The 18,123-nt window shown below is 72.9% G+C and carries 13 protein-coding genes; 3 read left to right on the top strand and 10 right to left on the bottom strand.

Annotation, left to right across the window (positions count from 1 at the left end; translation table 11 throughout):
- Positions 1 to 51: 51 nt before the first annotated feature.
- Complete coding sequence (locus ACZ4O3_RS04715; RefSeq protein WP_467721161.1) at positions 52 to 648, bottom strand: M48 metallopeptidase family protein; 597 nt, start codon at positions 646 to 648, stop codon at positions 52 to 54.
- A 288-nt stretch (positions 649 to 936) separates the two neighbouring features.
- Between ACZ4O3_RS04715 and ACZ4O3_RS04710 the strand changes: the two genes are divergently transcribed.
- Together ACZ4O3_RS04710 and ACZ4O3_RS04705 are read left to right on the top strand one after the other, a co-directional pair.
- Complete coding sequence (locus ACZ4O3_RS04710) at positions 937 to 2,091, top strand: TOMM precursor leader peptide-binding protein (RefSeq protein ID WP_467721160.1); 1,155 nt, start codon at positions 937 to 939, stop codon at positions 2,089 to 2,091.
- Between the two features lie 43 nt (positions 2,092 to 2,134).
- Positions 2,135 to 3,541, top strand: a complete 1,407-nt coding sequence (locus tag ACZ4O3_RS04705) for an ABC1 kinase family protein (protein WP_362731675.1) — start codon at positions 2,135 to 2,137, stop codon at positions 3,539 to 3,541.
- Between the two features lie 368 nt (positions 3,542 to 3,909).
- Here ACZ4O3_RS04705 and ACZ4O3_RS04700 read toward each other — a convergent pair whose 3' ends face one another.
- From ACZ4O3_RS04700 to ACZ4O3_RS04685, 4 genes are all read right to left on the bottom strand, one after another.
- On the bottom strand, positions 3,910 to 4,236 hold the full coding sequence (locus ACZ4O3_RS04700) for a hypothetical protein (protein ID WP_362720436.1): 327 nt from the start codon (positions 4,234 to 4,236) through the stop codon (positions 3,910 to 3,912).
- Positions 4,233 to 4,601 (bottom strand): WhiB family transcriptional regulator, encoded by a 369-nt coding sequence (locus ACZ4O3_RS04695; protein ID WP_362720439.1) that lies wholly within the window; start codon positions 4,599 to 4,601, stop codon positions 4,233 to 4,235. Before ACZ4O3_RS04695 ends, ACZ4O3_RS04700 begins: the two co-directional genes overlap by 4 nt.
- 173 nt (positions 4,602 to 4,774) lie before the next feature.
- Positions 4,775 to 5,059, bottom strand: a complete 285-nt coding sequence (locus tag ACZ4O3_RS04690; RefSeq protein WP_384991509.1) for a hypothetical protein — start codon at positions 5,057 to 5,059, stop codon at positions 4,775 to 4,777.
- A gap of 200 nt (positions 5,060 to 5,259) precedes the next feature.
- A complete protein-coding gene (locus ACZ4O3_RS04685) occupies positions 5,260 to 7,455 on the bottom strand; it encodes an ATP-dependent DNA helicase UvrD2 (protein WP_467721158.1) in 2,196 nt (731 codons plus the stop codon).
- A 177-nt stretch (positions 7,456 to 7,632) separates the two neighbouring features.
- Here ACZ4O3_RS04685 and ACZ4O3_RS04680 point away from each other — a divergent pair, with 177 nt between their 5' ends.
- The gene (locus ACZ4O3_RS04680) at positions 7,633 to 7,875 is read left to right on the top strand and encodes a mycoredoxin (protein ID WP_467721157.1); all 243 of its coding nucleotides are present in this window, start codon (positions 7,633 to 7,635) and stop codon (positions 7,873 to 7,875) included.
- Positions 7,876 to 7,948: 73 nt separating this feature from the next.
- On the opposite strand, the gene ACZ4O3_RS04675 is transcribed toward ACZ4O3_RS04680, so the two are convergent.
- From ACZ4O3_RS04675 to ACZ4O3_RS04655, 5 genes are all read right to left on the bottom strand, one after another.
- Positions 7,949 to 8,584, bottom strand: coding sequence for a class I SAM-dependent methyltransferase (locus ACZ4O3_RS04675; protein WP_362720450.1), 636 nt, complete (start codon positions 8,582 to 8,584; stop codon positions 7,949 to 7,951).
- Positions 8,585 to 8,600: 16 nt separating this feature from the next.
- Positions 8,601 to 9,545, bottom strand: coding sequence for an NAD(+) diphosphatase (gene nudC / locus ACZ4O3_RS04670; RefSeq protein ID WP_362720453.1), 945 nt, complete (start codon positions 9,543 to 9,545; stop codon positions 8,601 to 8,603).
- Between the two features lie 170 nt (positions 9,546 to 9,715).
- Positions 9,716 to 11,119 (bottom strand): dipeptidase, encoded by a 1,404-nt coding sequence (locus ACZ4O3_RS04665; protein WP_362720455.1) that lies wholly within the window; start codon positions 11,117 to 11,119, stop codon positions 9,716 to 9,718.
- A 10-nt stretch (positions 11,120 to 11,129) separates the two neighbouring features.
- Positions 11,130 to 14,642 (bottom strand): UvrD-helicase domain-containing protein, encoded by a 3,513-nt coding sequence (locus ACZ4O3_RS04660; protein WP_467721155.1) that lies wholly within the window; start codon positions 14,640 to 14,642, stop codon positions 11,130 to 11,132.
- A gap of 46 nt (positions 14,643 to 14,688) precedes the next feature.
- The gene (locus ACZ4O3_RS04655; protein ID WP_467721154.1) at positions 14,689 to 18,030 is read right to left on the bottom strand and encodes an ATP-dependent helicase; all 3,342 of its coding nucleotides are present in this window, start codon (positions 18,028 to 18,030) and stop codon (positions 14,689 to 14,691) included.
- Positions 18,031 to 18,123 lie beyond the last annotated feature (93 nt).

The raw sequence follows: 18,123 nt of genomic DNA, 5'->3' as shown, positions 1-18,123 counted from the left end.
CGGTACACAACCGGACTCGGCAGGCGCCGAAGGGAACGCCTGCGAGGCGTGTCACTCGTCGCGGACGCCGGGCGGGTGGGGGAGCCGGTCGGCGGCTACCACTCCTTCGAGGTAGCCCCGGGCCCGCTCGGTGCGCGGATACGCCTCCAGGAGCCGCCAGAAGCCGGGACCGTGCCCCGGTACCAGCAGATGTGCCAGTTCATGGCAGAGCACATAGTCGACGACGTACTCGGGCATGCCCTGGAGCCGGTGCGACAGGCGGATGCTGCCCTCGGCCGGGGTGCAGGAGCCCCAGCGGGTGTTCTGGTTGGTGACCCAGCGCACCGAGGCGGGGCGGGCCCGGCCGTCGAAGTACTGGGCCGAGAGCCGCTCGGCACGCTCGGTCAGTTCGGCGTCGCCCAGCACGCGCTTGCTCTCCTGGGCGGCGAGCTTGTTGAGCATGACGGTGACCCAGCGTTTCTCCTCCGCTTCGGACATCCGGGCGGGGATCAGTACGACGGTGCGATCGCCCTCGCGGTACGCGGAGACCGTCCGGCGGCGCCGGGCGCTTCTGCGGACCTCGATCGCGCTCACCCCCAAGCCGCTGGGCGGCTGGCTCGTCATGCTGCGCTGTGGGTTTCCGGCGCTGTGCAGTGGGTCGGCGGGCACGCCCCGACGTTACCCGCTGCACAAGGAGGAAGTCCCGGGTCCGGGACGGTTCGATCCCGATCCCCCACCATGCGTTTGATTTGTACGACGAACACCCACCGCCTGTGGACAACTTTCGGCGGCCGCCGAACGGGCCGGGCATGCTGGCAGACGTCGGGGGAGCGTGACCGGCTCCACCCGCAGACGGGGATCTTCCATGACCTTTCGACATCCACGGGGGACCGGCATGAGCTACCACGGAAACTGGCGAGAGCTGCGGGGAACCGGCGCGAGCTGCGGGGGTCCGTCATGCATCCGCTGGTGAAGCCCGCGCTCCGGCGCGGCTGGCGTGATCTCAACACGGTGCAGTTCGGGATGACGCCGGCGCACGCGATGACGCTCGGACCGATGGACACCGCCACCGGCAGCTTCCTCGACCTGCTCGACGGCGCCCGCGGGCTCGCGCTGCTGCGTGCCGAAGGACGGCGCATGGACCTGCCGGACGGGCACGTCGACGCGCTGGTGGAACGGCTGTCACGGGCCGGGCTCGTCGACGACGCGCACGGCGGCGGGCAGGCCGCGGCGGCGCTGCGCGCGAAACAGGAGGTCCTGGACCGGCTCGGTCCCGATCTCGCCTCGCTGTCCCTGATCACTCCGGAGCCGGGCGGGGCGATCGACCGGCTGGCGGCCCGGCGCGTCCTGCGGGTGCAGGTGCGGGGCGCGGGGCGGGTCGGTGTCACGCTGGCCGCGCTGCTGTCGGGGGCGGGTGTCGGTGAGGTGGACGTGCGGGACGTGGGCCGCGTCGAGCAGTGGGACGTGGCGCCGGGCGGCCTGCCCGCGGAGGCGGTCGGCGAGCGGCGGGACGAGGCCGCCCGCAGAGTCGTCCGCCGGGCGGCCCCGGGCCGCGCGCCGCGCCGTGCGGAGCCCGCCGACGAGGAGCCCGGCCTCTCCCTGGTGATCATCGCGCCGCGTGACGACGTCCTGGTGCACGCCCCGGACGAGCGCGCCGCCGAGCCGCTCATGGCCTCCGGGACACCGCACCTCTACACGGGTGTCGTGGAGGGCACCGGCGTCGTCGGCCCGCTCGTCCTGCCCGGCGGGACCGGCTGTGCCCGCTGTCTGCACGAGCACCGCTCGGACCGGGACCCGGCCTGGCCACGCCTGATCGCCCAGTGGCGGTCCGGGCATGCCCGCCGGGTGGGGGCTTGTGATCTGACGCTGGCGACAGCCGTCGCGGGGCTGGCCGCCGCGCATGCCCTGGCCTTCCTCGACGGGGAGTCGCCGTCCGGTACCGGAGTGCGCTGGGAGGCCTCCGTGCCGGCCCTGCACTGGCATGCGCGGCCGGTCCGGCCGCATCCCGCATGCCCGTGCGGAACGGCGGAGAAAGCTAAAGGGGAGCACTCATCAACCAACGAGGCTCCACACGAGACAATGGTGGTGCAACGGCCGTCGGCGGACCGGTGAAGCCACACGGACGCAGCGCGGCCGACTGGGACTTGGAGGGCGCATGTCTGATCTTCCCCGGAAGGCGGTCACCCGGACCGCCAAGCTCGCCGCGCTCCCGCTCGGCATCGCCGGCCGGGCGACCTGGGGTCTGGGCAAGCGCATCGTGGGTGAGTCCGCGGAGATCGTCGGCCGCGAACTGCAACAGCGCACCGCGGAACAACTCTTCAAGGTCCTCGGCGAATTGAAAGGCGGGGCGATGAAGTTCGGGCAGGCCCTGTCCGTCTTCGAGTCCGCCCTTCCCGAGGAGGTCGCCGGCCCCTACCGCGCGGCCCTCACCCGGCTCCAGGACGCCGCACCGCCGATGCCGACCCGCACCATGCACGCGGTGCTCGCCGAGCGCCTGGGCGAGGACTGGCGGGAGCTGTTCCTGGAGTTCGAGGAGAAGCCCGCGGCGGCCGCCTCGATCGGCCAGGTGCACCGGGCGGTGTGGCACGACGGCCGTGTGGTCGCGGTCAAGGTGCAGTATCCGGGTGCCGGCGAGGCCCTGCTGTCCGACCTCGGGCAACTGAGCCGTTTCGCCCGTCTGTTGGGTCCGCTGATCCCGGGTATGGACATCAAGCCCCTGATCGCGGAGCTGCGCGACCGGGTCTCCGAGGAGCTGGACTACGCCCTGGAGGCGCAGGCCCAGTCGGCGCACGCGGAGGAGTTCGCGGACGACCCCGACGTGGTGGTCCCCGCGGTGGTGCACCAGTGCGACCAGGTCCTGGTCACGGAGTGGATCGACGGAATACCGCTCTCCGAGATCATCTCGGAGGGCACCCAGGAGCAGCGCGACCGGGCCGGTCAGCTGCTGGCCCGGTTCCTGTTCTCGGGCCCGGCCCGCACCGGTCTGCTGCACGCCGACCCCCACCCGGGCAACTTCCGGCTGCTGCCCGGTGGGCCGGAGGACGAGGAGGAGTGGCTCCTGGGTGTGCTGGACTTCGGCACGGTCGACCGTCTCGCCGGCGGCCTGCCCGCCCCGATCGGCGACTCCCTGCGGATGACACTGGACGGTGATGCCGAGGCGGTCTACGAGCTGCTGCGCGCCGAGGGGTTCGTCAAGGACTCCATAGAGCTGGACCCCGACGCGGTCCTTGACTATCTGCTGCCGATCATCGAACCGGCGCAGGTCGACGAGTTCACCTTCACCCGCACCTGGATGCGCAGCCAGGCGGCCCGTATCGCGGACCCCCGCAACCCCGCCCACCAGCTGGGCAAACAGCTCAACCTGCCGCCTGCCTACCTGTTGATACACCGGGTGACCCTGAGCACCATCGGCGTGCTGTGCCAGCTGGGCGCGACGGTGCGGTTGCGGGAGGAACTGGAGGGGTGGCTGCCCGGGTTCGTGCCCGAAGAGGCCGAAGAAACGGAAGACGTCGCCGATGCCGTGGCGGCCGAGGTGGTGGAGGCGGCCGCGGAGGCCCAGTAGAAGGAGCGCGGGGCGGTGTGATCACCACCAGGACGAGTCGTGCCGGCCCTCGATCGCTCTGAGGTGCTCCCGGGAGCAGGCGTCGCACAGGAACTCGCGCACGCCGTTCTCCACGGAGCAGGTCCTGGTGGCGGGCGAGGGCCGTCGGCCCGGGGTGCCGCAGCGGGCACACACCGGGGTGGGGGCTCCGTCGCGGAGCCATCGTGATCACTGTCTCCGGGAGGACTCGCCACCCGGCGACGGCAACGCCGCGGCATCGGATCCGCGGGCACAACGCACCGCGGGGGCCGGTCCGTTCGGACGGACCGGCCCCCGCGGGAAGCTTTCTCCTCCCGCAGCCGGGAGGCCACCGCTTCAGGTGTTCGGGATCACTGCATGACGGCCATGGCGAGCGCACGGCGGGCGCGCATCGAGGCGCGCTCGGCCCGGCGCTGCATCCGGCGAGCGGTCGCCAGGCGCGCGGCCCGGTTTTCCCGCTCGGCCTCGTGCAGTCGCTCGCGCATATGCGCACGAGCCAGGGCTTCTGGGATGAGTTGCATTTCGCGGGTCCTGTTCTGACGCGAACCGGTGGTCGTACCGGCGTGGGTGAAGTCTGGGATCGCGGAGCCGGTGGGCTCGCTGACGGACGGCTTCATCGGGGCCTGCTTCTTGGGATCGTGCGTGAGGGGACGGTCGATCGTTCCGTGGATGTTCATGCCGAGACCGGGTTCTTGCGCGGGCGGCCACGCGGCCGCTTGCGGGCGACGACAACACCCTGGACGAACAGCTCGCCACCCCAGACACCCCAGGGCTCGCGCCGCTCCTTGGCGCCGGCGAGGCAGGCCTCGATCAGCGGGCAGGTGCGGCAGAGGGACTTGGCGTACTCGACGTCCGCCGGCGACTCCGCGAAGAAGACCTCCGGGTCGTAGGAACGGCAGGGGACGGGCACGCCGAGGTTCTCGATGGCGTCGTCGAGCGCGGTGAGCGCGGTGAGGGGGATCAAGGTGGAGTCCTCCGTGGAGCCGGGCGGCGGGTTCGTTTGGGAAGGCGGTACGGACGGGGCGTGCGCTTCGAGTTGCACGGCTGTTGTTCCTCGTCTGGTCGTGCCGGTCGGGTTGGACCGGTTGGCGGCTGGTACCGGGTTCTGCTCGTGCCCGAGGCTCCTTCGCCGTTCGTCCCTGTGGTGGGGACAAACAGAAGGGCCGCGGATCCCGGATGGGGTTCCGCGGCCCTGAAGGCGCCGGCCTGATCGATTCAGGCTGGATCACTCCAGGGTTCTGGCCCACGGAAGGCCCACATCAGGTGGTGCTGCGTCGTCTGCTTCCGGCTTCCGGCACCGGCCGCCGTAAAGGCATAGGCCTGGGCCCGTGCCACTACTGCTTCCAGTGCCTCAGTCGGTCGCTCATTGCGCTCACGGACGGGAAGGCCCGCGAGGGAAACGGAGGAGGACGCCGGACGCACGGCAGGAATGCCGGACAGACCGGTGCCCAGGTTCGAGACGCCGAGCATGCACGCGGAGACGGCCGAGAGATCGGTCATTTTGGCCGCACTGATGTTGGTCTTGATGCTGATCACTGGACTCGCCTCCTCTCGGCGTCTGGGGGGACTGGGATGAGCCAGTCCACTCGGATATGCAAGTACAACACGGAACCGGGCCTTCGAGAAGGCCGCCGTTTCCGTGCCTAGAACCTATGGGGATTGCCGGGGCATGCGCAAACTATTTTTTCGACGAGTTGGCATCAGTCCCCCGCTACGGCTCCCCCGGGCTGCCGACCTGCGCAGATGGCCAGAACATCGGCGCCGTAACGGTTGAGCTTGCGCATGCCGACGCCAGGGATCCGGGCCAACTCCCGGTCGTCGTCGGGCGCGTTCTCGGCGATCGCCATCAGCGTCCTGTCGGTGAAGACGCAGAAGGCGGGCTGGCCGCTGAGCCGGGCCTGGTCCGCGCGCCACTCCCGCAGCCGCTCGTAGAGGCCCTCGTCCATGTCGGAGGGACAGTCGTCGCAGCGCATCAGTTTCATCTCACCGGCGTCGGTGAGGGTGCGTCCGCAGACCCGGCATCGGGCGGGGGTGCGCTGCGTACGGCGGGGCGCGGCCACGGGAGCGCCGGTGAAACCGCGCTCGACGCCTCCGGGGCCGGCGCCCGGACCGCGGCCGACGGTGCCGGTGGAGCCGGGACGCAGTCCGTCCAGGAAGTGGCTGGGCTTGCGGCTGGGGCGGCCGCCAGGGGTGCGGGAGAGGGACCAGGAGACATGGAGCCGCTCCCTGGCACGCGTCACGCCGACATAGAGGAGACGGCGTTCCTCCTCGATCTGCTCGTCGGTCTTCGCATAGGTGATCGGCATCATCCCCTCGGCGACACCGACCAGGAAGACGACGTCCCACTCCAGTCCCTTGGCCGAGTGCAGAGAGGCGAGGGTGACACCCTGGACGGTCGGGGCGTGCTGGGCACCCGCGCGCTCGTCGAGTTCCGTGACGAGGTCCGCGAGGGTGGCTGCGGGCCGGGCGGCCGCCACGTCGTGCGCCAGGTTCACCAGGGCGGCCAGTGACTCCCAGCGCTCCCGGACCGCGCCGGAGCCGGCCGGCGGCTCCGTGGTCCAGCCCTCCCCCGAGAGCACCGCACGCACCTGCGACGGCAGGTCGACGGTGTCGTCGAGCAGTGCGTCGTTGCCGCCGAAGCGGGCCGCGGCGCGCAGGGCGACACCCGCCTTGCGCACCTCGGCCCGGTCGAAGAACCGCTCGGCACCGCGCAGCTGGTAAGGCACGCCGGCGTCGGCGAGGGCCTGCTCATAGGTCTCGGACTGGGAATTGGTGCGGAACAGGACGGCGATCTCGGCGGCCGGGACCCCGGCGTGGACGAGTTCACGGATCCGGCGGGCGGCGCCCTCGGCCTCGGCGGGCTCGTCGGTGTACTCGGTGTAGACGGGTTCGGGTCCCGCGGGCCGCTGGGAGATCAGCTCCAGGCGGTGGTCGGCGGCCCGGCCGTGCGCCTGGGCCAGCAGGCCGTTGGCGAGGTGGACGACCTGGGGTGTGGAACGGTAGTCGCGGACCAGCTTGACGACGGTGGCCCCGGGGTGGCGGGTACGGAAGTCGAGCAGATGGTCGGGAGTTGCTCCTGTGAACGAGTAGATGGTCTGGCTGGCGTCGCCGACGACGCACAGGCTGTCGCGGTCGCCGAGCCACAGCTCCAGCAGGCGCTGCTGGAGGGGGCTGACGTCCTGGTACTCGTCGACGACGAAGTGCTGGTACTGGGCGCGGACCTGCTCGGCGATGTCCTGCCGGTCCTGCAGGACGGCGACGGTGAGCAGCAGGACGTCCTCGAAGTCGATGACCCTGCGGTCCCGTTTGAGGTCCTCGTACACCGAGTAGATCTGGGCGATCTCGGCGGCGTCCCGGGGGGCTTCGCGGCCGGCCTTCACGGCGGCGGGCTGATAGTCGGCGGGGACGGTCTGGGTGACCTTGGCCCACTCGATCTCGCCGGTGACGTCCCGCAGCTCGCCCCGGTCCAGGCGGATGCGGCAGGCGGCGGCCGCGTCGGCGACCAGCTGGACCTTTCGGTCGACGAGCCGGGGCAGCGAACCACCGATGGCTTTCGGCCAGAAGAACTGGAGCTGACGCAGTGCGGCCGAGTGGAAGGTGCGGGCCTGCACCCCCTGGGCGCCGAGCTGGCGCAGTCGGCCGCGCATCTCTCCGGCGGCACGGTTGGTGAAGGTGACGGCGAGCACGCTGGACGGCTGGAGGATGCCGGCCCGTACCCCGTAGGCGATCCGGTGGGTGATCGCCCGGGTCTTGCCGGTACCCGCTCCGGCCAGCACGCACACCGGCCCGTGCAGGGCGGTCGCCACCTCGCGCTGCTCGGGGTCGAGCCCGTCGAGCACCGCGTCGGCAGAGTCCGGTACCTGCGGGAAGAGGGAGGAATGCGTTGCTGCTGTCACACGGCCATGCTGCCAGGTCGCCGGAGAATGCCGTGCCGGTTGTCCACAGGCGACCCCTCGCAGTCGTACTAATACGGCAGACGTCACCCGGGGCCGGTGCTGCGGGAATGGCGGACGGGCCGCGTACGTTCCCCTCCTGGACGAACTTCCCCGACCTGCCGAAGGAGCGCGAGCGAGATGCAGGGCACTGTGACGATGTACAGCACCACGTGGTGCGGCTACTGCCGCCGGCTGAAGAGCCAGATGGACCGCGAGGGCATCGCGTACACCGAGATCAACATCGAGCAGGACCCGGATTCGGCCGCGTTCGTGGAGAAGGCGAACGGCGGAAACCAGACGGTCCCGACGGTGCTCTTCGACGACGGCTCGACGCTGACGAACCCCTCGCTGGCCCAGGTCAAGCAGAAGATCAGCGCGTAGTCCCTCTTCGCAACTCCCGCGTTTCCGCGCGTTGTTCTTCGCGTTCTTCGCGCAAGGCGGTCCCTGATCCTGTTCAGGGACCGCCTTCGTGTGTCCCGTCCGGCTTGTCCCACACGAGGGTGTAGCGCCACAGCAGCCGGCGCCGGTACCGGCGTCCGGGAAGCACGTGTGCGGTGGCCCGCCGGACCTCTCTCCAGTTCATGATCGGGTCCTTCACGGGCATGCCGGACGGCTCGCGCTCGCCGCCGCGCCTGAGCGCCCGCAGCGCCAGCGCCACCGGGACCCCGCATCCACTGATCACCCGGTCCAGGAGGGTGCGGTTGTGCGCCAGGCCGACGACGACCAGCCGGCCGCCGGGTGCGAGCAGCCCCACCAGCCGGTCGATCGCGTCGTCGAAGGGGGCGTGGTGGACGACGGCGACCGCGCTGACGAAGTCATAGCTCCCCTCGTCGAGGAGCGAGCCGTCGAGATAGTCACCCTCCAGGAAGGTGACGGTTCCCGCGTCGTCCCGTTTCCGCGCCAGCCGGATCATCTCCGGTGACCGGTCCACGCCGGTCACCGACTGCGCCCTGGCCGCGAGCCCGGCGGCCAGCAGGCCGTCGCCGCAGCCGACGTCCAGGGCGGAGCGGCAGCCGGGCGGTACCGCGTCCAGCACCACCGGGTGGTAGTGGACGTTGTGGTTCCAGTAGGTGTCGTGGGTGTCGGTCATCAGCCGGACCGCCGTCTCAGACGAAGCTCCTCGTCGGCAGCGGCTTGCCGTACCACATCTCGATCAGACGGGCCGCGATGGAGATCCCGTACGGCGGCAGGACGTCGCCGGAGTCGAAGGCGGCGCCCAGTTCGTCGCGGGAGAACCAGCGGGCCTCGTGGATCTCGTCACCGTCGACGTTGATCTCGGTCGAGGTCGCGCGGGCCATGAAGCCGAGCATGAGGCTGGACGGGAACGGCCAGGGCTGGCTGGCGACGTACTCGACGGGGCCGACGGTGACCCCGGCCTCCTCGAAGACCTCCCGGCGTACCGCCTGTTCGATGGACTCGCCGGGCTCCACGAAACCGGCGAGCGTGGAGAAGCGGCCCTCGGGCCAGTGCACCTGGCGGCCGAGCAGGATGCGGTCGTCCTCGTCGGTGACAGCCATGATCACGGCTGGGTCGGTGCGCGGGTAGTGCTCGGCGCCGCAGGCGGGGCAGCGGCGGATGTGACCCGCTGCGGCGATCACCGTGCGCTCGCCGCAGCGGGAGCAGAAGCGGTGGGTGCGCTGCCAGTTCTCCAGGCCGACCGCGTGCACCATCAGGCCCACGTCACGCGGCGACAGCAGCAGTCCGGCCTCGCGCAGCCCGGCCGGGCGCGCGGACTGGTCGATACGGCCGGGCAGGGCGTCCTTCTGGAGCGCGAAGTAGCTGACGCCGTCCTCGTCGGTGCCCAGGAAGTAGCGGTGCGCCTCGGTGAGGGGGGCCTCGAAGGAGGGGGTCATGACGAGTTCGGTACGGCCCTCGGGCGTCTCGTCGATGAGGACCTGACCGCCGGAGACCACGAAACAGCGGGTGTCGGGGTGGCTCCACGCCGCAGCGAGCCAGGCCTCGTCGAGCCGGTGGTGGGCGGCGCGGTCGATGCCGCTCGGGGCGGTGAGCGAGACGGGTCGGTCGGCGGTGTGGTCGGTCCAGGTGGTCACGGGTGCTTCCAACTCCCCCAGTGCAACGGATGTTTCAGCGGGCGGTTCAGCGGGACGAAGGGCGGGAGGAGACCGGGTCGGGCGGGGACGGGGTGGGCGGGGACGGGGTGGGCGGGGCGGCCCTTCCAGTGTGCCCCGCCCGCGGTGCCGCTCCGGACGGCGCCGACGGGTCAGGGGGCATGGCGCCAGTTCTCGGCCAGGTCACCCCACAGGTAGGCGCTGGTCTCGACGCCCTTGAGGAGAAGGTCCAGCTCAACCTTCTCGTTCGGGGCGTGCCAGCCGTCGGAGGGCACGGAAATGCCCAGGAAGAGAACGGGTGCGCCGAGCACGTCCTGGAGGTCCGCGGCGGGCCCGGAGCCACCTGAACGGGTGAACCGGACCGGACCCTCGAAGGCGCGGCCCATGGCGCGCGCCAGTGACTGCAGGGCCGGGTGGTCGAGCGGGGTCAGGCAGGGGCGGGTGGCCGGCAGGAAGGTGATCTCGGCGCGGATCCCGGCGGGGACGCGTTCGGTGGCCCAGGCACGGACGGCCTTCTCGACGTGGTCGGGCTCCTGGCCGGCGACCAGCCGGAACGACAGCTTGACCATCGCCGAGGACGGGATGATCGTCTTGCTGCCGGGGCCCTGGTAGCCGCCGCCGATGCCGTTGACCTCGGCGGTGGGCCGGGCCCAGATGCGCTCCAGGGTGGTGTGCCCGGCCTCGCCCTCGGTGGCGTACGAGTGGGCCTCGCGCAGCCAGTCCTCCTCGTCGAACGGCAGCTCGGCCCACAGCCGTCGCTCGCGTTCGCCGAGCTCCACGATGCCGTCGTAGAAGCCCGGGATCGCCACGCGCGCGTGCTCGTCGTGCAGCGCGGCGACCAGCCGGGCCGCGGCGGTGGCCGGGTTGGGGACGGCACCGCCGAAGGCACCGGAGTGGATGTCCTGGTCGGGGCCGTGCAGGACGATCCCGCACTCGACCAGCCCGCGCATGCCCGTGCACACCGTGGGGGTGTCCTCGGACCACATTCCGGTGTCGGAGACGATCACGATGTCCGCGGCGAGCAGATCCGCACGTTCCTCGACGAGCGCCCGGAAGTGCGGGGAGCCGGACTCCTCCTCGCCCTCGATCAGCAGCTTCAGGTTGACGGCGGGTGCGGTGCGGCCGGTGGCGGCGAGGTGGGCGCGGACGCCGAGTGTGTGGAAGAACACCTGGCCCTTGTCGTCGGCCGCCCCCCGCGCGTGGAGGCGGTTTCCCCGGACGACCGGCTCGAAGGGGTCGCTGTCCCAGCCGTCCGCGCGGGCGGCGGGCTGCACGTCGTGGTGGCCGTAGACGAGGACGGTGGGCGCCTCGGGGTCGCCTGCGGGCCATTCGGCGAAGACGGCCGGGGCGCCCGGTGTCTCCCAGACCTCGGCGGTCGGGAAGCCCGTCCTCCCGAGTTCGGCGGCGAGCCAGTCGGCGCTGCGGCGGACATCGGCGGCGTGCTCGGGCTGGGCCGAGACGGAGGGGATGCGCAGCCACTCCGCGAGGTCGTCGAGGAAGGCGGCACGGTGCTGCTCGATGTACGAACGGACAGCGCTGTCCGGGGTCTGGCTCATGGTCACGAGCCTATCCGCCCGCGCCGACATCCTCGGCGGGCGGTTCGTCACACTCGCCCTGCCCGATGATCAGCCTTTCCAGGGTGGCCCGGTCCGGCAGATCCTCCGGCCGCTCGACCTCGCCGGTGCGCACGTGCACGAAGGCGGCGGTGACCGACTCGGGCGCCACGCCCTGCTGCTCGGCCCAGCCGATCCGGTAGATCGCGAGCTGGAGCGGGTCGGCGGGGCGAGAGCGGCTGGTCTTCCAGTCGACGATCTCGTACGCCGTCCCGTCGCCGTGCCCGGTCCGGTAGACGGCGTCGATCCGGCCCCGCACGACCCGCCCCGCCAGGGCGAGCTGGAAGGGGGCTTCCACCCGGTAGGGCGTGCGGCGGGCGTACTCGGTGCGTTCGAAGGCCTCCTTGAGGGCCTCCAGGTCGCGTTCGTCGGCGATCTCGGCGTCGCTTCCGGGCAGTTCGTCGGGCTCCAGCATGGGCAGCGTGAGCTCTTCGAAGCGGGCCTCGACCCAGGCGTGGAAGCGGGTGCCCCGGCGTGCGGCCGGTTGTGGGGGGCGTGGCATGGGGCGCGCGAGTTCCTGCGCGAGCCCGTCCGGATCCTCGGCCAACCGCATCAGCTGGGTGGCGGAGAGCGTGGCCGGCAGGGGCACGTCGATGACGCTGCGCCGGGCGCGCAGCAGTTCGCCGGTGAGGGCGTCGAGGTCGCGGTCCCAGGAGGCGATGGTGCGGGCCTCCTCGGGGGTGACGCGGGCCTCCTCGGGGACACCGGGGGCATGCTCCGGCGGGCGTGCCTGCGCCGGCGGGCGCGGGGGCGTGCGTTCCGCGGACGTGGCCTGGTGCGGGACCACGGGGCGGTCGGCGCTCAGGGATTCCCAGTCGGCAAGGTCCTCGTCCGGGGCGTCGTCCTCGTAGGGGCCGGGCTCGTCGCCGTAGGGGCCGGGCTCGTCGTCGGGCGGCGGGGGCCAGTCCGGGTCCTCATGGCCCGCGGGGTCGTGGGCGGCCGCCGGGTGGCCGTCCTCCCCTGCGGTGAGTGCGTCCAGGTGGGCGAGGACGGTCTCGGCGGCGGCACGGCGGCGGGCCAGGGCGGCCTCGTCGAGGGGCAGCGGCCACACCTGGTCGGCGCTCACCGTGTGCAGGGCCGGGTTCTCCTCGTCCTCCTCCGGTTCGGCGGCCCAGGCCTCGATCTCGCCGTGTCCGGTGGCGCAGTGGTCGTACAGGGCCTGGAGGAAGTCGGAGGGGCCGCGCGGCTTCTTCTGGCTGGGACCCCACCAGTGGCCGGAGCCGAGCAGCAGGGAGCGCGGACGGGTGAAGGTGACGTAGCCGAGGCGGAGCTCCTCGGTGTGCTGGTGGTCCTTCATCGCCTCGTGGAAGGCCTTCATGCCCCGCGAGTCCCAGGCCTCGACGTCGGGCAGGGTGTCGGTGTCGCCGCGCAGGGCGTGCGGGAGCACCTTGGCCTGGGCGGTCCACTTCTCGCGGCCCTGACCGCTCGGGAAGGTGCCCTTGACCAGGCCCGGGACGACCACGACATCCCACTCCAGGCCTTTGGACCGGTGCGCGGTCAGCACCTTGACGGTGTTCTCGCCGCCTGGCAGGGCGTTGTCGAGACCCTTCTCGTACTGGGCGGCGGTGCGCAGGAAGCCGAGGAAGGCGAGCAGGGTCGCCTCCTGGTCGCCGGCCGCGAAGGAGGCGGCGACGTCCAGGAAGTTGGAGAGCGTCTCCCGGCGGCGGGCGGCCAGTGCGTGCGGGGAGGCGGACAGCTCCACCTCCAGGCCGGTGACCGCGAGGACGCGGTGCAGGACGTCCATCAGCGGGTCGGACAGGGAGCGGCGCAGCTCGCGCAGTTCGGTGGCCAGGCGGGCGAAGCGCACGCGCGCGTCCGGTGAGAACGGCAGGCCGTCGTCCTGCCGCCCGGTGTCGAGCGGCAGCTCCAGGAAGGTGTCCAGGGCGTCCGCGAGCGATATCACCTCGGCCGGGTCGACGCCCTCGACGGCCTCGGCGAGTCTGCGGTCCGGGTCGTCGGCGTCGCCCACGCGCGCGTAGGACACCAGCAGCCGGGCACGACGGCCCAGGAGGGCGAGGTCGCGCGGGCCGATGCGCCAGCGCGGGCCGGTCAGCAACCGGACCAGGGAGGCGTTGGCTCCGGGGTCCTGGAGGACCTCGCAGACGGCGACGAGATCGGCCACCTCGGGCAGGTGCAGCAGCCCGGAGAGGCCGACCACCTCGACGGGGACGTCCCGTGCGACGAGTGCGCCCTGGATCTCCGCGAAGTCGGTCGCCGTACGGCACAGGACCGCGATCTCGCCGGGTGCCGTGCCGGTGCGGACGAGGTGGGCGACCGAGTCGGCGATCCAGTCCATCTCGTCGGCGTGGGTGGGCAGCAGGGCGCAGCGGACCATGCCGTCGCGTTCCGCGCCCGGGGCCGGGCGCAGGGCCGCCACGCCCGCGTGCATGGCGCGCAGCGGCTCGGCGAGGCCGTTGGCGAGGTCGAGGAGACGGCCGCCGCTGCGGCGGTTCTCGCTGAGCGCCTGGCGGGTGGCAGGGCGGCCGTCGGCGTGCGCGAAGTGCTCGGGGAAGTCGTCCAGGTTGGCGACGGAGGCGCCGCGCCAGCCGTAGATGGCCTGGCAGGGGTCGCCGACGGCGGTCACGGGGTGGCCGGTGCCGCCGCCGAACAGACCCGCGAGGAGCACCCGCTGGGCCACCGAGGTGTCCTGGTACTCGTCGAGGAGCACGACCCGGAACTCGTCGCGCAGCAGCCGTCCCACCTCGGGGATGCCGGCCAGCGCGGCGGACAGCGCGATCTGGTCGCCGAAGTCGAGCAGGTCCCGCTCGCGCTTGGCGCTCCGGTAGCGCAGGACGAGTTCGGCCAGTTCACGGCGGGCGGCGGCCGTCTCGGGGACCTTGCGCAGGTCGGCGTTGCCGAGCTTGACGGAAGCGAGGGTGTTCAGCAGGCCGGCGTCCCAGGCTCGCAGGTCCTCCGGGCGTACGAGGTGTTCGGCGAGCTCGGAGTCGAGGGTGAGCAGGTCGCCGACCAGGTCGGCGAAGGAGCGGGTGAGGGCCGGATAGGGGCCGGGGGCCTCGCGCAGCACCCGCGCGGCGAGCTGGAAGCGGGTGGCGTCGGCGAGCAGCCGGGAGGCCGGCTCCAGGCCGATGCGCAGACCGTGGTCGGTCAGCAGGCGGCCCGCGAAGGCGTGGTACGTCGAGACGACCGGCTCGCCGGGCGGATTGTCGGGGTCGATGACATCGGGGTCGGTGACGCCGGCCCTGACGAGCGCCTTGCGGACGCGTTCGGCGAGTTCGCCGGCCGCCTTGTTGGTGAAGGTCAGCCCGAGGACCTGCTCGGGGGCCACCTGTCCGGTGCCGACCAGCCAGACCACGCGGGCGGCCATCACCGTCGTCTTGCCCGACCCGGCTCCGGCCACGATCACCTGCGGGGCGGGCGGCGCGGTAATGCAGGCCGTCTGCTCCGGGGTGAAGGGGATACCGAGGAGCTCCTTGAGCTGCTCGGGGTCGGTGATGAGGGCGGGCATGAAGGGAAAGGCTAGCGGCGGGCACTGACAATCGATGAACCAGCGCTCACTCCACCACGTGCCGCCCCTCGGGCCGTGCGCTGCACGACGCCCGGAAGGCACAGTGCGTGCAGTGCTGTCCGGTGGTCGGCGTGAACCGCTCGTCGAGGACCTTGCCGGCGGCGGTGGCCAGCAGGTCGCCGACCCACTCCCCCTCCAGCGGTTCCTGGGCCTGCACCTTGGGCAGGGTCTCGCCGCCGTCGCGCCGGGCGGCGCCCTGCCGGAGGTGGACCAGTTCGGCGCCGCCGGCCTCGGGGCGCACGCCGTCGAAGGCCTCGTCGACGGCGCCCTCGCGGACCGCGAGCTGGTAGACGGCCAGCTGCGGATGCCGTGCGACCTCGGCGGCGCTCGGGGCCTGCTTGCCGGTCTTGAAGTCGACGACGTAGGCGCGCCCCTCGCCGTCCGTCTCCACGCGGTCCATCTGGCCGCGGATGCGCACCTCGTAGCCGCCCGCTTCGAGGCGGACGTCGAAGTCCTGTTCGCTGGCGACGGGGGTGCGTGCGGTGCGGTCCAGGACGTGCCACTTCAGGAAGCGTTCGAGCGCCACGCGCGCGTTGTCCTTCTCCTGGGCCGACTTCCAGGGGGCGTCGAAGGCGAGCGCGTTCCACACCGACTCCAGGCGCTCCATGAGGACCGCGAGGTCGGCCGGGGTACGTCCGGAGGCGACCTCGTCGGCCAGGACGTGCACGACGTTGCCGAAGCCCTGGGCGGTGGTGGCGGGCGCGTCGGCCTTGACCTCACGGCCCAGGAACCACTGCAGGCTGCAGGTGTTGGCGAGCTGGTCGAGGGCGCTGCCGGAGAGCACGACGGGCTGGTCGCGGTCGCGCAGCGGCACCTTGCTCTCGGTCGGCTCGAACATGCCCCACCAGCGGTAGGGGTGGGCGGAGGGCACCAGGGGACGGCCGTCCTCGTCGGCGAGCGCGGCCAGCCGGGCCAGGCGCCGGGCGGCGGCTTCCCGCAGCGTGCCGGACGCGCGCGGGTCGACCGTGGTCGCGCGCAGCTCGGCGACGAGGGCGGCCACGGAGAGCGGGCGCCGGGGCCGTCCGGTGACGTCCTGGGGTTCGGTCCCCAGTTCGGTGAGGAACCGGGAGGGCTGGTCGCCGTCGTCCGCGGGGGCCTTCACGGCGGTGACCACGAGGCGTTCCCGCGCGCGTGTGGCGGCGACGTAGAACAGGCGGCGCTCCTCGGCGAGGAGCGCGCCCGGGGTGAGCGGTTCGGCCAGGCCGTCGCGGCCGATGCGGTCGGCCTCCAGCAGCGAGCCGCGGCGGCGCAGGTCGGGCCAGAGACCCTCCTGGACGCCGGCGACGACGACCAGGCGCCACTCCAGGCCCTTGGCACGGTGCGCGGTCAGCAGGCGGACGGCGTCGGGGCGTACCGCGCGCCCGGCGAGGGTGTCGGCGGCGATGTCCTCGGCCTCGATCTCCGCCAGGAAGTTCAGCGCGCCCCGGCCGCCGCTGCGCTCCTCCGCGCGGGCCGCGGTGGCGAACAGCGCGCACACGGCGTCCAGGTCACGGTCGGCGTTGCGGCCGGCCGCGCCGCCGCGCCGGGCGGCGCGCTCCAGGCGCGAGGGCCAGGGTGTGCCGTTCCACAGGTCCCACAGCGCCTCCTCGGCCGTACCGCCGCCCGCCAGGCGCTCCCGGGCCTTCCTGAGCAGGCCGCCGAGCCGCTGCGCCCCGCGCGCGTACCCGGGGTCGTGGACCGCCAGCCGCTCGGGTTCGGCGAGGGCCCGCGCGAGCAGGTCGTCCGAGGGCGGGGGCAGCGCGTTGCCGGCCGCCCGTTCCTCGTCGCGCAGGGCGCGGCCGAGGCGGCGCAGGTCGGCCGCGTCCATGCCGGCGAGGGGGGAGGCGAGCAGAGTGAGCGCGGTCTCGGTGCCGAGCCAGCAGCGGGCTCCCGCGGTGCCGTCGTGCCCGTCGCGGCTCGCCGCCTCGCTGCCCGTGCCCGCGGCCGGGTGCGCCGCCTCGGCCGCGGCCACCGCCCTGAGGGCCGTCAGCAGGGGCGCCACCGCCGGTTCGTGGCGCAGCGGGACGTCGTCGCCGTCGATGTCCAGGGGTACGCCGGCCGCGGTGAGGGCCCGGCGGACCGTCGGGATGGTGCTGGACCCGGCGCGCACCAGGACGGCCATGTCGCTCCAGCGCACGCCGTCCTCCAGGTGCGCGCGCCGCAGGATGTCGGCGATGTTGTCCAGCTCGGTGCCGGACGTCGGGTAGGTGTAGACCTCGACGGCGCCGCCGTCCCGCGCGGCGGTCAGTTCGCGGTGGGCCCGCACCTTGTCGGCGGGCAGCCTGGTCAGGGGCATCCGCTGGGTCAGCAGCCGCGTCGCGGCCAGCAGACCGGCGCCGGAGCGGCGGGAGGTGCGCAGCACCCGGACCGGCGCGGGCCGGCCGTCCACGCGCGCGAACGCCGACGGGAAGTCCAGGATGCCGTTCACGTCGGCGCCCCGGAACGTGTAGATCGACTGGTCCGGGTCGCCGAACGCCACCAGCGTGCGGCCGCCGCCGGCCAGGGCGTGCAGCAGCCGTACCTGCGCCGGGTCGGTGTCCTGGTACTCGTCGACGTACACGGCGTCGTAGCGGCCGGCCAGGTCCAGGGCGACCTCGGGACGCTGGGCGAGCAGCACCGCGCGGTGCACGAGTTCGGCGTAGTCGAGGACGCCCTGGAGGTCGAGGACGTCCAGGTACTCGGCGAGGAAGGCGGCCGCGGCCCGCCAGTCCGGACGGCCGAGACGGCAGGCGAAGGCGTCCAGGGCGGCGGGGTCGAGGCCCAGTTCACGGCTGCGGGCGAGGACCGCACGGACCTCGTCGGCGAAACCCCGGGTGGTGAGGCAGGCGCGCAGTTCGTCAGGCCAGCGCACCGGGTCGAGTCCGAGCCGCTCCAGCTCGGCCTGGCCGGCCAGCAGCTCGCGGACGGTGACATCCTGCTCGGGGCCGGAGAGCAGCCTCAGCGGGTCGACGAACAGGCCGCTTTCCTGGTGGGCGCGGACCAGCGCGTAGCAGTACGAGTGGAAGGTGGTCGCCCGGGGCGCGCCGGCCGCGCCGACGCGCAGGGCCATGCGGTCGCGCAGCTCGACGGCGGCCTTGCGGCTGAACGTCAGGACCAGGATCCGCTCGGGGTCCCCGCCGCCGGCGATCCGCGCGGCCACCGATTCCACGAGGGTGGTGGTCTTCCCGGTGCCGGGACCCGCCAGGACGAGCAGCGGGCCGGCCCCGTGGTCAACCACGGCGCGCTGTGCCGCGTCCAGAGGAGGGGGATCCGTGTCGGCGGCCGGAGTCCGCACCAGTCGGTAAGCGCCACGGTTCCCCTGTCGTACCCGGAGGTGCGACAGGCGCCTGGTGGAGGAAGAGGAGCTCACGTGGTTCGCCGGTCCTGGTGGGTGTGCTGGTTGGCTCGCGGTCGCGCGGGCAGTGCGGTGGCCGTGGGGTGAGCGGGACACGCGCAGCCGACG

This window comes from Streptomyces sp. NPDC026515 (genome assembly GCF_055567595.1).
This window is presented reverse-complemented; position numbering and strand designations above follow the sequence as displayed.

What these genes read in the sequence shown, in the direction of transcription:
- ACZ4O3_RS04710 (WP_467721160.1), top strand. Translation starts at nt 937, where the DNA reads ATGCATCCGCTGGTGAAGCCCGCGCTCCGGCGCGGCTGGCGTGATCTC.
- ACZ4O3_RS04705 (WP_362731675.1), top strand. Translation starts at nt 2,135, where the DNA reads ATGTCTGATCTTCCCCGGAAGGCGGTCACCCGGACCGCCAAGCTCGCC.
- ACZ4O3_RS04700 (WP_362720436.1), bottom strand. Translation starts at nt 4,236, where the DNA reads ATGAACATCCACGGAACGATCGACCGTCCCCTCACGCACGATCCCAAG.
- ACZ4O3_RS04690 (WP_384991509.1), bottom strand. Translation starts at nt 5,059, where the DNA reads ATGACCGATCTCTCGGCCGTCTCCGCGTGCATGCTCGGCGTCTCGAAC.
- ACZ4O3_RS04680 (WP_467721157.1), top strand. Translation starts at nt 7,633, where the DNA reads ATGCAGGGCACTGTGACGATGTACAGCACCACGTGGTGCGGCTACTGC.
- ACZ4O3_RS04675 (WP_362720450.1), bottom strand. Translation starts at nt 8,584, where the DNA reads ATGACCGACACCCACGACACCTACTGGAACCACAACGTCCACTACCAC.
- ACZ4O3_RS04665 (WP_362720455.1), bottom strand. Translation starts at nt 11,119, where the DNA reads ATGAGCCAGACCCCGGACAGCGCTGTCCGTTCGTACATCGAGCAGCAC.
- ACZ4O3_RS04660 (WP_467721155.1), bottom strand. Translation starts at nt 14,642, where the DNA reads ATGCCCGCCCTCATCACCGACCCCGAGCAGCTCAAGGAGCTCCTCGGT.